Source organism: Niallia oryzisoli, from assembly GCF_036670025.1.
Taxonomy (GTDB): Bacteria; Bacillota; Bacilli; order Bacillales; family Cytobacillaceae; genus Bacillus_BD; species Bacillus_BD oryzisoli.
Window position 1 is genome coordinate 4,247,450 of sequence record NZ_CP137640.1, and the last position, 16,943, is coordinate 4,264,392.

The 16,943-nt window shown below is 38.9% G+C and carries 13 protein-coding genes; 2 read left to right on the plus strand and 11 right to left on the minus strand.

The features are described 5' to 3' along the window. Positions 1–14 precede the first annotated feature (14 nt). The 9 genes from R4Z09_RS21325 to R4Z09_RS21365 all read right to left on the minus strand — a co-directional run bounded on the left by R4Z09_RS21325 (position 15) and on the right by R4Z09_RS21365 (position 12,932). Positions 15–1,568 carry a class I adenylate-forming enzyme family protein gene (locus tag R4Z09_RS21325; RefSeq protein ID WP_338448735.1) on the minus strand — a complete coding sequence of 518 codons (1,554 nt, stop codon included), beginning with the start codon at positions 1,566–1,568 and terminating at the stop codon, positions 15–17. 183 nt (positions 1,569–1,751) lie between these two features. Then, positions 1,752–2,927 carry an acetyl-CoA C-acetyltransferase gene (locus R4Z09_RS21330; protein WP_338448736.1) on the minus strand — a complete coding sequence of 392 codons (1,176 nt, stop codon included), beginning with the start codon at positions 2,925–2,927 and terminating at the stop codon, positions 1,752–1,754. A gap of 21 nt (positions 2,928–2,948) precedes the next feature. After that, positions 2,949–3,728, minus strand: coding sequence for an enoyl-CoA hydratase-related protein (locus R4Z09_RS21335; RefSeq protein WP_338448737.1), 780 nt, complete (start codon positions 3,726–3,728; stop codon positions 2,949–2,951). Between the two features lie 21 nt (positions 3,729–3,749). Next, positions 3,750–4,610 (minus strand): 3-hydroxyacyl-CoA dehydrogenase family protein, encoded by an 861-nt coding sequence (locus R4Z09_RS21340; RefSeq protein ID WP_338448738.1) that lies wholly within the window; start codon positions 4,608–4,610, stop codon positions 3,750–3,752. 270 nt (positions 4,611–4,880) lie between these two features. Continuing rightward, a complete protein-coding gene (locus tag R4Z09_RS21345; protein ID WP_338448739.1) occupies positions 4,881–7,094 on the minus strand; it encodes a helix-turn-helix domain-containing protein in 2,214 nt (737 codons plus the stop codon). A 52-nt stretch (positions 7,095–7,146) separates the two neighbouring features. Continuing rightward, positions 7,147–7,599 carry a DUF3237 domain-containing protein gene (locus tag R4Z09_RS21350; RefSeq protein WP_338448740.1) on the minus strand — a complete coding sequence of 151 codons (453 nt, stop codon included), beginning with the start codon at positions 7,597–7,599 and terminating at the stop codon, positions 7,147–7,149. Between the two features lie 231 nt (positions 7,600–7,830). Next, positions 7,831–9,087: an anaerobic sulfatase maturase gene (locus R4Z09_RS21355; protein ID WP_338448741.1), complete on the minus strand. Its 1,257-nt coding sequence runs from the start codon at positions 9,085–9,087 to the stop codon at positions 7,831–7,833. Between the two features lie 38 nt (positions 9,088–9,125). Beyond that, positions 9,126–11,408: an arylsulfatase gene (locus R4Z09_RS21360; protein ID WP_338448742.1), complete on the minus strand. Its 2,283-nt coding sequence runs from the start codon at positions 11,406–11,408 to the stop codon at positions 9,126–9,128. 150 nt (positions 11,409–11,558) lie between these two features. After that, the gene (locus R4Z09_RS21365; RefSeq protein WP_338448743.1) at positions 11,559–12,932 is read right to left on the minus strand and encodes an aromatic acid/H+ symport family MFS transporter; all 1,374 of its coding nucleotides are present in this window, start codon (positions 12,930–12,932) and stop codon (positions 11,559–11,561) included. A 550-nt stretch (positions 12,933–13,482) separates the two neighbouring features. Between R4Z09_RS21365 and R4Z09_RS21370 the strand changes: the two genes are divergently transcribed. Together R4Z09_RS21370 and R4Z09_RS21375 are read left to right on the plus strand one after the other, a co-directional pair. After that, entirely contained in the window at positions 13,483–13,887 is a 405-nt protein-coding gene (locus tag R4Z09_RS21370) for a sporulation protein (protein WP_338448744.1), read from the plus strand. A 22-nt stretch (positions 13,888–13,909) separates the two neighbouring features. Next, positions 13,910–14,677: a TerC family protein gene (locus R4Z09_RS21375; protein WP_338448745.1), complete on the plus strand. Its 768-nt coding sequence runs from the start codon at positions 13,910–13,912 to the stop codon at positions 14,675–14,677. 55 nt (positions 14,678–14,732) lie between these two features. Here R4Z09_RS21375 and R4Z09_RS21380 read toward each other — a convergent pair whose 3' ends face one another. Both R4Z09_RS21380 and R4Z09_RS21385 read right to left on the minus strand, forming a co-directional pair. Next, positions 14,733–15,662, minus strand: a complete 930-nt coding sequence (locus tag R4Z09_RS21380; protein ID WP_338448746.1) for an MBL fold metallo-hydrolase — start codon at positions 15,660–15,662, stop codon at positions 14,733–14,735. A gap of 283 nt (positions 15,663–15,945) precedes the next feature. Next, positions 15,946–16,734: a hypothetical protein gene (locus tag R4Z09_RS21385; RefSeq protein WP_338448747.1), complete on the minus strand. Its 789-nt coding sequence runs from the start codon at positions 16,732–16,734 to the stop codon at positions 15,946–15,948. Between the last annotated feature and the right edge of the window lie 209 nt (positions 16,735–16,943).

Here is a 16,943-nt window from a genome sequence, read left to right on the forward strand (position 1 = left end):
TTTATCTTCCTTTCTCAACCAATTGTTATTTCTGACGTAACTCGCTCTTTCAGTTTCATCTTTTGGATTTTCCCGCTGGCAGTTACGGGGAACTCCTGTGTAAATACCACTTTACTCGGTAATTTATGTGTAGCGATTCTTTCCTTCAGATAAGTAATAATTTCTTCTTCAGAGCTTTCTTTTCCTTCTTTCAGTTGAATAACCGCACAAACGATTTCACCAAAAATTTCATCAGGCAGACCGATGATCGCCACATCCATTACTTTTCGGTGTTTCGTCAAGACCGCTTCAATTTCTTGCGGATAGATATTTAATCCGCCGCGAATAATCATTTCTTTCTGTCTACCAATGAAGCGTAAATATCCATTTTCATCCATAGTTCCGAGGTCCCCTGAATAGTACCATCCCTCATCATCTGTAATCGCTTTCGTTTGTTCGGGCATTTTATAATACCCCTTCATATTGCCAAATCCTTTAATTGCAATTTCCCCCGTTTCCCCAGGGGGAAGCTGTAATCGATTTTCGTCTACGATTTTCATTTCTACTCCAGGAAGGGCTTTACCAAGTGTTTCGGTTATATATTTTTCATCATCATCATATGGTGTGATGGTGACAGAGCAAGTTTCCGTGATTCCAAAGGATTGGCATAGATTCATGCCGAAGCGATCTCTAATTTCTTTCACTTTATTTGCTGGAATGGGCGAGGCTCCAACAATCCCTGCTCGTAGTGAAGATAAATCGTATGAATCGAAATGATCCACTTCTAATTCTTTAATGAACATCGTTGGAACTCCTGAATGAATCGTCACCTTTTCCTGTTGGACCATTTCTAGCATTAACTGCGGATGATACTTTTCAATTAATACGATTCTTGCACCGGCAGCCACCGCACAAAATAGGTTTACAGCCATCCCAAAAATGTGGAATAATGGCGCAGCAATAAGGAACACATCTTCCTCATTACAATAAAGCTCACTGCCTATCGTATAAGCAGAATTCCCGACAAGTGCTCGATGCGGAACCATCACTCCTTTCGGTACGCCGGTTGTCCCTGAGGTATATAAAAGGCAAAAAAGATCTTCGTTGACATCAATGGTTACTTCTTCTGCACTCATTCCTGTGTTCATAAGATCTTCATACGATTCAAGTCCTTCTAAAACACACCTAACAGTAATGGCCTCTGGCACTAACGTTAATGCCTTTTTAAACGTAACATGATGTTCAAATTCTTCCGTTGCAATCAAAAGCTTCGGCTCTGCGTTTTTCAAAATTCGTTCTACTTCGAAAGATTTATATTTCGGACTAAAGGGAACAACAATGGCACCGATTTTCGCAATGGCAAAAAGCACAACCACATTTTCATACCAATTTGGTAATGAAACAGCTACCCTGTCTCCTTTAACGATCCCTTTCCTTTTTAGTCCGCCAGCCAAGTAATCTACATCGTTTTTCAGTTGTTTATATGAAAATCGTTGCTTTAAATCATAGATCACTTCTTGGTCTCCATACTTTAAGGAAGCCTCCTTTAATAGCTCGTACACAGACATAAGATTCTTATTTTTATCCATATATTTCTCCTCTCCATCGTTCAAGAATCTAAGTTATAGATAACAAGGACGCTAAACTTCTGTGGATCGAATCGTTATTTCTAAGGGGCCAATGATGTCAGGCACCACAATTTAACATAAAGCTGTCCTGAATAAAGATGAATTGTGGATGCCTTACACCTTATGGAACAGCCCCCTCTTCTTTTACAAAGCTTCCCAAATGGCTGCGATTCCCTGACCGCCGCCGATACAAACAGCTGAAGCTCCGTATTTCTTCTTACGTCTTCTCAATTCATAGATGAGAGTCGTTGAAATCCTAGTACCACTTGCTGCAAGCGGGTGACCTAGCGCAATCGCTCCACCATTGACATTTCCAATTTCAGGGTCAAACCCTAATTCCTTTTGACACGCTAGATATTGGGCTGAAAAAGCCTCATTAATTTCGATTAAGTCCAAATCAGAGATGGATAAGCCGGCTTTACGAAGGGCTCCTTGAATCGCTGGAACTGGACCAATTCCCATGTACTTTGGCTCGACCCCAACAACATCCCAGGAAACTAAACGAGCGATCGGTTTTAAACCGTTTTGCTCTGCGTAATCACCTGACGCCAATACAACAGCAGCTGCTCCATCGACCATCCCGCTAGCATTACCAGGTGTCACCACACCATTTTCAACAAATCTTGCCTTTAATTTTCCTAGCTGTTCCATACTCGTTTGACGAATATGCTCGTCTTCCGCAATGACTTTATCTCCTTTTCTTCCTTTCACCGGGACAGGAATGATTTCTTCTTGAAGGTAGCCTTTCTCTCTTGCTGCAATCGCTCGGTTATGACTGGAAAGAGCATGATGATCCACTTCTTCCCTTGTCAGTTCGTATTTTGCTGCCAGGTTTTCAGCTGTATCTCCCATCGAACATTTTCCATATGTGTCGTACAGACCATCCCATACCCAATCTTCGATTACCGTACCGCCTAATGGGCTCCCCCATCTCATGTCGCGAATAACATGTGGAACCTGGCTCATATTCTCGGTTCCTCCTGCAAGAACCACATTGGCTTCACCTGCTAAAATATAGCGTGCAGAAGTAAGTATCGATTCAATTCCTGATCCACACAACCGATTGATGGTTAAAGCGGGAACCGGAATCGGTGTTCCTGCTTTTAAACCAACATGTCTAGCCAAAATATGGGCATTTTTGCTGGACTGCTGTACATTCCCGAATACAACATGATCAATTTCCTCTGCAGTTATCTTTGATCTTTGGATCGCTTCTTTTGCCGCAATCGCCCCTAAATCAATTGCATCGATTTCACGAAAGGATCCGGAAATTTCAGTAAATGGCGTTCTTGCTCCTTCTAATATAACGATTTCTTTCATTTTCCTCACTCCATTTCTTGATTATCGTCCAACATAAACCGGTTCTCTTTTTTCAACAAATGCCTGCAGTCCTTCTTTACGATCGTCCGTTGCAAAGGCTGTCGCAAAACACGCGCTTTCTAAAATTAGACCTGTATCAAGATCTGTATCACTTCCATTGTTAATGGCAACCTTGGCCATCTGTAGGGCAACAGGCGGTTTATCTGCTAACTTTTCAGCCCATGCTTTAGCATTTGGAACAACCTCTTCTACCGGGACAACCTTATTAACAATATGTAGTTCTTTGGCACGCTCGGCACTGAACATATCTCCAAAATAGATCAATTCTTTCGCAAGGCCTTGGCCAACAATCTTTTGTAAACGTTGTGTACCCCCGCCACCTGGAATGATTCCAAGTCCTATCTCTGGGAAAGCAAATTTTGCTCTCTCAGAACAAATCCGCAAATCACAAGCAAGGGCAAGTTCTAATCCGCCGCCAAGGGCTAAGCCGTTAATTGCAGCAATGACCGGCTTATTAGAGTTTTCAATTTTGATAAAAACATTTCTTGAAACACTGTTCATTTTATTGACCCCAACGACATCAAGACCAGCCATCTCATTAATATCAGCACCTGCAACAAACGCTTTTTGTCCGCTTCCTGTCAGGACAATCGCACGAACTTCCTCATTTGCATCTAATTCATCAAATATTTGTGAAAGCTCTTGAAATACTTGTGTGTTTAAGGGATTCACAGGAGGGCGGTTAATCGTCACCACCGCAACCTTATTTTCAATTTCACATAGTAAAAATTCATAACTCATAATCCATTCCTCCAATTTTTATTATTTTTCTTCGTAATCGTAGAATCCTGCACCTGTTTTCTTTCCAAGCCGCCCTGATCGAACTAATTGTTTTAATAGCAGCGGCGGTGCATATTGATCGTTGTTAAATTCATTCTTGAAATATTCCATCACATGGTAGCCAATATCCACACCAGCAAAGTCCTGTAATGTGAATGGTCCCATTGGATAGTTCAATCCCAGTGTTACAGCTTGATCGATATCCTCTGCAGATGCTACTCCTTCTTCCAGAAGCTTGATCGCTTCAATGAACTGTGGAACCATAATTCGATTGACAATAAACCCAGGTGAATCCTTCTTTACTTCCACTGGCGTTTTTGATAGTTTTCTAGACAATTCTTTTAATTCTTCCACTGTTTCATCACTTGTTTGATATCCTCTGACAACCTCAACTAACCTCATTAATTGGGCTGGATTAAAAAAGTGCATGCCTGCCACTCGTTCCGGACGATTCGTTACCGAAGCAATTTCAGTGATGGACATCGAGGATGTATTCGTAGCGAGAATCACATCTTCCCGAGCAATGCGGTCAAGCTCTCGGAACACTTCTTTTTTAAGATCCAAATCTTCAATAACTGCTTCAATCACAACATCTGCTGCAGAGAACTCCTCAAGATTTGTCGTAATACTAATTCGCCCTAAGGCCTCTTGTTTTTGTTCTTCTGTCAATTTTCCTCTTTGCACACTTTTACTCATAAATTGGTCCATTCGTTGTAAGGCGTTATCTAAATACCGCTCCTCAATATCACGCAAAATAACTTGAAATCCATTTAAGGCAGCTAAATTAGCTATTCCAGAACCCATTGATCCCGCTCCAACGACTCCGATTGTTTGAATTTTCATATGAACGCTCCTTCATTTACTATTTGTTTAATTTTTCTATAAATTCATTATAATCTGATAAAATTCCATTTAATACCCGCACTATGTAGGATTAACACTCCTTTTTTCTGACAAAAAGTACAGTAAAACCATTGGCTTCCCCAAACAAAGAAAAAGGTAAAACCTTATAGCCATTTTAAGACACAAAAAAACTATCAAGTTCTGTGTAAATGGTTCATCTTACAAGACTCAATAGCTTTTCATTCAAATCTATTTAGTATTTTAATTGGCTTATTTGGCAGGCGGCATTTCATCTCCGTACAAATCAAAAAGTTTAAAGGCCATCATCAAATTGAGACGAACTTCGGCATTATTTAAATCTTCCCCTATTAACGATTCAATCTTCTCAAGCCGATATAAAAGTGAACTTCGATGGATGAAAAGATCTTCCGCTGTAATTTTGACATTCCCATTATTTTGTAAAAACACATAAAGGGTATGGCATAAATCAATATTCTTATCTTCACTGTACTTTAACAAAGGCTCCATATATTTTTTGAGAAAGAGATGAATCGCCTTCGTTTCTTTAAATTGTGAAAAAATAGTATACGACCCCAGATCTTCAAACATAGAAAATCCATCATCCGAAAAACGACTTTTTACTACATTTAATGCTTGAATCGATTGCTGATAACTTACATGATAATCCTGAATGACTGTTGTTCTTTCCCCAATTCCTAATAGAATTTGGCATTTGCTTACTTGAACCTCTGAACTTTTCTTCAACTTACCATATAGAGTTTTCCAAAATACTCGCGGCTGTTCACCCTCTGCTTCTGCAGGAACAATGAGAATAAAATGATCATCATGGGAAGCTGTGATGATTTTGTCATTGATATCTAAAAGAATGGATTTGATAAATTCCCAAATAGACGTTTTTTTAGCCTGTTGTTCTAATAAATTGGATGTTTCAATCACTTTTTGATGCAGCTTAATTGATATCGTAGAAACACGATGACTGCGAAATAAATCCCACTGGAAGAGATTAGCATATTGGATAATATGGCCTGTATCCTCTATTTTCTCAGCCAATAATTTTCCGATAAAGCTGTCCTTCGCTTGTTCCCTTCCATCTAAAACCAGCTTTTGTTTGATAAATTGGATTGAACAAATATTACGAGCCAGTTCGACTGCCAGCTGATCGTATTCATCCATTTTTTCATTTGATAGTTGGATCGCTAAATAACCAAGTAAACTATTACCGCCAGCCACAGGCCATAATGAATAACGGACTTCTGTATCGCTATTCGTTTCAACAATAAGCGTTTCATCGTTTTTGTCACTTGCTATGGCCTTTTGTGCACCCTTTATGATTACTGACATAAGATTTGGGTCCTGGTCCGCTTCCCTAAAAACATAGGAAATAGGACGTAAAAAACGATCAAATAGGATAACAGTATTTTCAAACAGTTGATAAAGCATTGTTGTTATTCCATCAAAATTATGATCATCTACCGTTTCCTTCACAAGCGCTTGTTGATACTTGATAAGGGATTGAAGCTTTTTTTTATGACTTTTTTCATTATTAAAAAGCCCTGCATTTTCAAGAATGCTTGAAAAGTATTTTGATAGCAGCTCCAGTATTTTTAGATCCTCATCTTGAAAAACATCCCCTTTTATCTTCTCGATATGTAATACTCCCATTGGCTTTACTCCCATAACGATGGGTACGGTCAATTGCCGGCCGCCAATGGTCTCTAAAAACGGGAAGTGATCTTTCAAAATGTAGTGATTCATCAGGATTGTTGCATCGGGCTCGATTTCCCCAAAAAATGGTTTTTGTAATTCAAGACAATCGAGAGAAGCATTGTATAAATAAATACATGCTAAATCTGCATCTGTTCCTGTTCCTGCTCTAGTTGTTAATTCATGAATATGTTGCTCAATCGGCGTACCAAGTGAAAAATTTTGACTGATCCATTCAATGCCTTCTACTTTTCTTAACTGCGCTTCTTTTTGTCTTGTAATAGATATGGCTAAGGCAATATCCTGTCCAAAGTCTTCAAATGTTTTTTCCATATCTAAAAGAGGAACATAGTTTAGAAAACCAAGTACACAAAAACCATAATGATGATGATCATCTTTTAATGGAACACTAAACCATGTTTTGACCTCGTTTTGTTTTAACATGTCTGCAAACCTGCATCCAACGTGTTGAGATTCATCCGTTAGACTATATCGCATAAGTTTAGCGGAGCATTCTTCTACAAGAAGCGGAAACGCATTTGTGACAGAAGGAATATGACCGCTCCATGCCTTTGGGATAAAGAGGTTATCTTCTTTTATAATCACTCCAACAAAGTCACAATATAATTCCAGTCGAAAGGAATCGGTTAAGTATTGTAACGCCTCTTCCTCTGTATTCACTTTGATCAGTTGTCGTGCCGTCTTACGTAAATGTGTTTCGATTCGCTCCATTAATGCATCCTGCTTAGAAACTGACACTTTTGCTCCTCCTTTCTTTTAACATCTTTTATTTCCCCCTAACTATTTCCTATTACTCTACTTGATAAAATCGAATCTGGACCTCTGATGGTTTTCGAATCCCTTCTCCAATAAAAATCATTTTATTAAGAAAATCGTACTTTTTACTTCCTGTTTCAAATACTGGACTCGTTTTAAAATAATAAGAATCATCGGGCACCTCTTCTCCCCGTATAAGCTTATCGATAATCTCTTTTGGGCCATGTCTGTAACCTTTGTTGACTACATAGATTGGAACTCCGTCATCAGTTTGAATCGTATAATGAGCAAGAGCTTCTGTTACACCATCCTGCCGTAAAATTTGATAATCTGCCCCACGAAGGACCTTTCCTTTGAGCAGATCTCCTTCGAAACTGCCGCCAGTAATCGGAATCACCCTCCTATGTCCTTTTCCGCCATCCCCAATTTCAATCGGATTTTCTACCTGTATATGAGCTGTAAATATATGATTTAAGTGCAAAGTCAAGTTTATAACCTCCAATTTAGTTAAAGATCACAAAACATTATCTGAATATTTTAAATCTTACACCAACACAATCATTTCAACAAGCTTTTAAAAGTGAAGCCAGGTACACTCATGTTTGAAATCATGAACGATCCTGGCTTGTTTATATACCTTGAAATCATTATTTTTGTCTATTAGGAAAAGATAATATTCCATTTAAAACCTTATGATGCAAATTTTATTTTTAACATTTTACATTTTAATCACTAAAGGAGACTTAATCGCATCCATCACCATGGAGGCTGGTAAATTATTATTGATCAACTGAACCATCACCTTCATATAAGGATGGATATGGTGAAAATATTTCTTATACCCTGCACATAAATAATTGAGGCCGGGTTCTCCGCTTACTGATTTCTGAAAACGACGTTTCGGGCATTCTCCATGACAAGCAAAACGGACCTCACAGGATTGACACTCTTTTGGTAAGTCTGCCTTTTTGCTGGCACCAAATGCCTGCTGCTCTTTAGAATCAATCATCTCGTCCGGCTGATCGCTTACAATATTACCAAGCTTATAGGAAGGATAGACATAGTGATCACATGAATAAACATCTCCGTTATGTTCCATGACAACCGCCTGTCCGCAGCTCTTGGAAAATATACAAATATTTGACTCTAATCCAAGCCAAGAGGTAAGAGCCCACTCAAAATTCATAACATGAATATCCCCTACATCCTTTCTTACCCATTCTTCAAAAATTTGAATAAGAAAGTCCCCGTATGTCTCAGGTTCTACTGTCCATGCAGTCACTTCCCGGTGGACATTATCTTGTTTAGGAGAGGAAGGAGCTGCATGCCGTAACCCCCAGCCTTCCGCCTCTGTATTCGATGTCCTTTCTACAATCGGTATAAATTGAATAAAACGAACTCCTTGTTCCTTAAAAAAACGATAGATTTCAAGTGGAAATTTAGAAGATTCCTTTGTTACACATGTTAGTACATTAAATTCAACCCTGTACTGCTTTAGTAAAGATAGTGCTTTCATGACTTTATGGAACGTTGGCCTTTGTCCTCTATCCACTCGGTACCGATCATGTATAAATTTGGGCCCGTCTAAACTCAATCCTACCATAAATTGGTGCTTTGCCAGGAATTTACACCATTCCTCATCTAAAAGGGTGCCATTCGTCTGCAAGGAGTTCTCTATCTTTTTCCCATTAGCATATTTCTTTTGAAGTTGAACCACTTTTTTGTAAAAATCTAAGCCAATTAATGTAGGCTCCCCACCTTGCCATACAAACGGAACTTCCGGCGTCCTTTGCGTATCAATATACTTCTTTATGAAGCTCTCTAAAACCTCGTCAGACATTCGGAATGCTGGATTTCCCGAAAATAAGGCTTCCTTTTCCGTATAAAAACAATATTCACAATCCAGATTACAAATTGGACCTGTTGGTTTTGCCAGAATATGAAATCCCTTCTGGGCCTGTGTAAGTTGTTCCATAAAGTCCTCCTTCGTTGCGTTACTGTGTTATTCTAACGTTAATCATTCATTAAATGATATTCAACCTTATTAATCTTACCGCTAAATTTGAAGTCCTTCCCTTTTCCGTAATCCGGACTTACTGGTCGCAGCATATCTCTTCCAATATCAAGACCTTCTTCAGCAAGCGTTGCTTTAAAAGTTTTTGGCATCTCCACTTCCCCAACCTGTTTTCCATTGATCATTAGGAAAGCTTTCCCTTGTAGATTACCAGTCTTCTGGAATTCGAACTGAATGGTAGATTCCCCCACAGGTACTTTTTCTTTCGAAACCATTTTATAAACCGTTCCTAAAAGATTGTATTCATATACAAGCTTGTCGTCTTTTATATATAGTGTATAGCCGCTTAGATGGTCTCCATGTGCCACAAGAACCCCGTCGGTCTTCTTTTCTTTACGATCAATCGTGGCCATAATTGTGTAGGAACGATTTTGAATCTTTGGAGCAGCGTATGTTCCGATGTGCTCCATTCCTTGATAATACGCAAACTGATTTCGGTTATTCACCGCTTTTGGATTTATATAGCCTCTAACTTGGCTTGTTTCAAATTCATAAGGTAACGCGTCATATTTTTCTGCTTCCTCGTACCAGAGCTTCTCTAGTTCCTTTATTTTATCTGGATACTTTTCTGCTAGATTGTTAGACTCTGTAAAGTCGTTCATACGATACAATTCCCATTTGTCATTTTCATATGGTTCCCCTTGCTTATGGTAGGTGACTGCCTTCCAATCGCCATCTACAATGGCACGGCTTCCATAAATGGAATAATACTGTCTTATTCTGGTTGTAGGAACATCCGAATTCTCAAACGAATAAGTCATACTTGTTCCATGCATTGGCATCTGTTTAATTCCTTGATACGTTTCTGGCACCTCTACATCTATAATATCCAATACGGTCGGTGTAATATCTATAACATGATGATACTGTGTCCGAATCTCCCCACGATTCTCTTCGTTAATCCCTTCCGGCCAATGGATAATCAGCGGTACACGAGTCCCTCCATTATGAAGTGATTGTTTGTAATTTTTAAAAGGAGTGCTGCTCACTTGTGCCCAACCAAGCGGATAGGCTGCACGTACTTCAGGACCACCAATTTTATCCTTAACTGCGATTAAATCTTTTGTTTCTGTCGGATTCCCATTGATATAATTTAAAAATGAAATCGAACCGTTTGAACTTTCCCTGCTTGCACCATTGTCGGACACAAGTACAATCATGGTATTATCAAGTTCCCCCATCTCTTTTAACCGGGATATGAAACGGCCGATTTGGTCGTCGGTGTGAGTCATAAAACCAGCATAGGCTTCTTGGAATCGTGCATATAACTCCTGTTCTTCTTTGGAAAGTGAATCCCATGCTTTAATCTCTGGATCCCGCGGGATAAATTCCGTATCTTGCGGAATAATTCCCATTTCCTTTTGCCGCTCAAAACGCTCTTTCCGAATTTCATCCCAGCCCTTATCATAGACCCCTTTATACATATTTATATATTCTTCAGGCACTTGAATCGGTGAATGAGTAGCACCAAAACCTAGATAAAGATGAAATGGCTTGTCAGGGGTAACAGAAACTTGATCTGTTACAAATTGAATGGCATGATCGACAAAATCCACCGATATATGATAATCCTCTTTTTCTGGCGGTTCTACCATATGATTATCGTAGACAAGTTCAGGGGCAAATTGGTCGGTATGACTCTCCAAAAACCCGTAAAAACGTTCAAATCCTTGTCCCAAAGGCCAGTTATCAAATGGACCTGCTGGGGTTATTTCATGAAGCGGGGCAGCATGCCATTTTGTAACGGCAAATGTACTAAAACCATTTTCCTTTAGAATTTCTGCTGATGTGGCTGCTTCCGGCTTAATTCGTGCCTGTGTATGACTTTCCGGACCTAAATCAAAATTCGCTACACTTCCCATCCCAACAGAGTGATGGTTTCTCCCTGTTAAAAGAGATGCCCTTGTCGGAGAACACATAGGATTCGCATGAAAGTTATTGTACCTTAGCCCATCACTTGCTAGTTGATCCATATTTGGTGTCTTTATTTCAGATCCATAGCTGCCCAAATCAGAAAAACCTGCATCATCTAAAACAATATATACAATATTGGGCTTTTCTTTTGGAGAGGTAAATTCATCCTTGATAGGTTTCTCTACCTTTTCAGACCCTATAGCCGTCTTTTCTTTTCCTATTAAAGCAGTAGTTGTAATGGAAGCGGCTACCATCGAGCCAACTGCAGTCACTTTCATCAGTGAAGATACTTTATTCGGTAATTTCAAGTTTGTTCAACTCCTAATCTCTATTTCTTATATAAATATCGTTTTCATGACATCTATTCATCTATCAACTAATGAAGACTCACTCAATGGTTCTCTAAACTAACAATCCCAGGAATCAGCTCTCCCGGGAATGTTAGATTGTTATATTGGCTATTCCGCAATGGTCATTTCTTTATTTGAGCTTGAAACTGTTTTCCCTTCTTGTTCTTGCTGGCCCTTATTATAGTTTCCATGCTTCTCTTGAACAAACAGCATGGCCAAACCGCCAAGAACTGCGGCAGTGGCAATGGCAGCAAAATTATACTGTGGCGCAAGACCTATCGTTAGTAAAATCCCTACAAACGTTGGTGCCACAATTCCTCCCAAACGGCCAAATGCCATTGTACTTCCAAGAGCGGTTGAACGCATATTGCTCGGATAATACTGGGAAACAAACGCATTTGACAAATTCTGTAAACCGACTGATGAAGCACCGACAACGGAAATAAGCGCAAAAACAATAAAGATACTTTTTGAAAAGCCGATTAAGGATAAAGCAATGGCCCCGCTAAAGAATAAAGGAACAAGTACCTTTTTAAATCCAATCTTGTCCACTAATGGACCAAAGATGACTGTACCTAAAATGGCACCAATTTGCATAACAGCTGTTAGGGCAAGACTTGAGCTTAGATCATAGCCTACTTCCATCATGAGGGAAGGTAACCATGTATTCATCGAATAAATTAAGACGAAAGCGCTAAAGCAAGAAATCCAGAACATGATCGTACTGACTCCACGCTTTTCCCCGAAAAGCTTGACAACAGGAGAGCCTGCTTCTTTAGCTGCTGGTTTTACAAAATGAATTTCTGTGACATTTTTTAGTTGAGAGTCGATTCTCCCTAGTGTCTTCTTAGCCTCGACAAGTTTTCCTTTTTGTACCAAAAACTCAATTGACTCTGGAATACTCTTTAGTAAAAAAGGAATAAATAAAATAGGAATTCCCGCGATCCAGAATACCGCTTCCCAGCCAACAGTCGGGATCAAGGAACGACTTGTTAGTGCTGCAGTCATGGCTCCTACGGAATAACCGCAAAAGATGAAAGATACAATAGCAGTACGTACACGCTTAGGAGAAAATTCAGTTGCAAGGGCAATGACATTTGGCATAACGCCTCCAAGACCAATACCTGCTATCACACGAAAGATCGTAAATAAAACAGGACCATTCGCAAAACCGGATAAAAGGGTGAAAAAGCTGAATAAAAAGGTTGTTAATAAAATGATTTTCTTACGACCCAGCTTATCAGAAAGAATGCCAAAAAGGATGGCTCCTATCGCTGTTCCGATAACCGTATAGCTTCCAATTGCGCCTGCTGTTACACCCGATATCCCCCATTCCTTTATAAGTGACGGAACAACCGCTCCATAAATGACGACATCGTACCCATCAAAGGTGATAACCATAAACAGCCAGAATATTAGAAGAACATGAAACGAATGAATACGACTTCTATCAATGACATTCATTGGGTTGATCTTTTGCATTAAATAGCCTCCCTGTTTGGAATTATTTATCTCTATTCATTTCTTTATAAAGGTAACCGCTTTCAATCACCCTTTCCTTTTATAAATATTCAGAATTTTCATAAACCAATTATAATCAATCCAAACCAAGTTTTTTTATCCGCTTATTATAGGAAATAGAAAAAATATTTTCGATTGTTTTGTAGCATATTTTTTTAAGGAAATATGGTCATTCTATTTCTTTACAAAAAGTTAAATAAAAACAGATAAAAAAACAATTGACATTGTTAAACTAGAATTATATGATAAATCTATAAATTAAATCGTTTCTCCTAAAGGGGAGTAGCTTTTACAGCAAAGTCGTCAATTCGGAGTTTGTAAACTCTCGGCTTTGTTGGCAACATTTGTTGTTAGCAAGACCTTTACCTGCACTACAGGTAAGGGTCTTTTCTATTATCAGGCCTTTACCATCACAACCGGTAAAGGTCTTTTATTTTTCAAAGCCTTTACCAACTTTGGTAAGGGCTTTTCAATTTAATTAAAGAGAAATTAATAATTGGAGGATTTATTCATGCTATTAAGAAAAACATTGTCACTTTTAGGTGTAGGTTCCGCAAAAATTGATTTAGTTTTGGAAAAAGAGACGTATGCTCCCGGTGAAAAGGTTTCTGGCTATTTCTTTCTGAAGGGCGGTACGGTGGATCAAACCATCAAAGGGATTCATTGTGATTTGATTATGGTCGATACGGATACAGAGCAGGAAACAGTGGTTGACACCAAAACAATCTTAACTTCAAAGGAGATACAAGCAAACCAGGAGGAGAAATTATCGTTCACTTTCACCATTCCCGAAGATTCTGAACGATCAAAGAAGAACCGATATTATTACTTTAAATCAAAGCTTGTTTTTCAAGAAGGGATGGAAAGTAAAGACCATGACATCATTCATTTAAAACCATCATTAAAAGATAACTAGTAAACTCTAGGAGGATGAATCTATGGAACTATCCATTTTATTTGAATACACATGGGTATTATTATTATTAATTGCGATTGAGGGTTTGCTGGCAGCTGATAACGCGCTTGTCTTAGCCATTATGGTTAAGCATCTGCCGGAGGAAGCCAGAAAAAAGGCATTATTTTATGGATTGGCAGGCGCCTTTGTCTTTCGTTTCGGTTCCCTCTTTGCGATCTCCTTCCTTGTCGATGTATGGCAGGTTCAAGCAATTGGGGCACTCTATCTATTATTCATTGCCATCAATCATATCGTTAGAAAAGTGTTTCTGAAAAAGGAAAAAGACAAAGAAGAGGTTGAAAAGAAAAAATCAGGCTTTTGGGGAACCGTCTTCAAAGTAGAATTAGCCGATATAGCATTTGCTGTTGACTCTATTCTTGCTGCCGTTGCCCTTGCTGTCACCCTGCCAAATACAAGCATGCCAAACATCGGAGGACTTGACGGAGGTAAATTCCTTGTTATTTTTGCTGGTGGAATCATTGGCTTAATTATCATGCGTTTTGCAGCAAACTTCTTTGTTAAGCTGCTTCATACTCGACCAGGCCTAGAAATTGCCGCTTTTCTCATCGTCGGCTGGGTTGGTGTAAAGCTTACCATCTACACCCTAGCACATCCGGAATTAGCGGTATTACCGGAAGGCTTTGCTACATCCCCAGAATGGAAAATTACATTCTATATCGTTCTCTTATTAATTGCAGCTGGCGGATGGTTCTTTACCAAAGATAAAAAGAAAGTCCCTGCCAATCATTAGAAAGATGTCAGGCACCGCAAATGGACATTTACATGCATTTGTGGTGCCTGACACCCTACCTTACATAATACCAAATCCCGTTTTCCTCTGTTCTCTGACACAATCCCTTATTGATTAAATAAACTAAATGCGAGAGTGTCTCACCGATCGCAAATCGTAATTCATGAATAGTTAAATTTTCGCGAAATAATTGTTCACAAACTTGAAAGGCAGTTTTTGGCTGATCCAGGAGCGTAAGTATGAACTCCAGCCTTTCATGATGATGTTTTTCTAATTCCTCTACACGTTGATGGAATTGACTAAAGGGCTCTCCGTGTGATGGAATCACATATTCGACATCTAAAGAACGCATTTTGGATAATGACTGAAAATAGGATTCTAACGGATTACTGTCTCCTGTACTACGTAAGGATATATTCGGTGTAATTTTTGGAAGAATATGATCAGTTGATAGAAGTACTTTCTTCTCTTTGTTATAAAGGACAAATAAACCATCCGTATGGCCAGGCGTTTCTATTACCTCGTATGGATAGTTTCCAAACATAATAGTATCTCCATCCTTTAAATAGCCGGAAACCTTAGGAAGTGGAAAAACTAAAGGATCTGTCAAACTACTTAATTTATTAATTGTCTTATGATCGACCCCACAACTGATATATCTTTGATGTAAGATCTTAGACGAATCATCACTCCATAATAATGGACTTAGGACTGCATCCGTTTCAGACATCCAAACCAGTGCATTTGTTTCCTTTTGAAGCTGCCCAGCATAGCCAATATGATCTGGATGACAGTGACTGATGATGATATCTGTAATATTTTTCCCTGTAAGATGAGGCCTCCAAGTTTCAATGGCTTTTTCATTATGCAGTCCTGTATCAAGTATCTTCCAGCCCTCTTCCCCTTTTGCTAAAAAGCAGTAGATATGGTCGAGTTTAAAAGGCAGATCGATCTTAATTCTTTGTATTCCCAATACCTTTAACAAAATCATTCCTCCAATTTTTCATTTATTAATTCCTATTATAGTTTAATTTTCAAACTATTCTATCATCAATTATTATGAATATTTTTTACTTTTTTCGTAAATTTTAGAGAAATTAAATCATCGCTGGTACTATGCGGCAGGTATATTTACAGAAAGTGTAAAAATTAAACATAAAGAAAAGGACGGCTGTTCTATACCCTATCTGGCAGAACGACCGTCCCTTCTAATTCCTCAAGAATCTCTACTCTTGAGTTTGTTCAGTAAGATCCTCAGTTTTTTGATGCTAAAATGGTAAGTGATTAATTCCTAATTCAGCTAGTTCTGCTTGGGCTTCTTCAATTAAAGATTGTGCTTTCTCTTTTGTGTCCTCATCTAAGCCAGCTAGCATATCCATTTTTCCCACTTTCTCAGGCAGCTCTATCCCTAATTCCGCTAATTGCGCTTTTGCTTCTTCTTTTGTGATCGTTCCTTCTTTTTTCTGTTGCATGATAGATTGTGCTTTTTCTTTTGTTACATCATCTAAACCAGCGAATAGGTCCGCCTTAGCACTGCGCTCAGGTAGCTCTACTCCCAATTCTGCTAATTGTGCTGTTGCTTCTTCTTCTGTAATGGTTCCATCTTTTTTCTGTTCCATAATCGATTTCACTTTTTCTTTTGTTGCTTCATCCAAGCCGGCAAACTTATCCATTTTTCCTGTTCGATCAGGCAGCTCTACTCTCAGTTCGGCTAATTGCGCTTTTGCTTCTTCTTTTGTGATTGTTCCGTCTTTTTGCTGCTCCATAATGGCTTGAGCCTGTGCTTTTGTTTCCTCATCTAAGTTGGCAAACATGTCCTTTTTCCCGCCCCGTTCAGGCATCGTTACTCCAAGTTCTGCTAAGTCTGTTTTTAATTGGTCCATAATCGTCTGAGCCTTTTCTTTTGTTGCTTCATCTAAAGTTGAAGTCCCTTTATCTGTTGTAGCTGTTGCGGCAGTAGTAGCATCGGTAGCTGCCAGAGCTGACATGCCAGCACCCAATATTCCAAACGATAATGCACCTGTCATAACTAAAGAATATAATTTCTTCTTTTTCATGTTAGATACCTCCAATTATTTTTTTTTACTGTTCGAACAACCATCTTGGCCTGCCCGAACAGTCCTAGGTTAGCTGATAGATTCATCATATCCATGAAATATGAACAAGTTATGACCAAACTATTAAAGAGTTCATAAACTTTTTTTCGAAGCATGGGACGGTTCTTCTGCTTCTTTGAATGCAGAAGAACCGTCCCCATGCTTCCTTT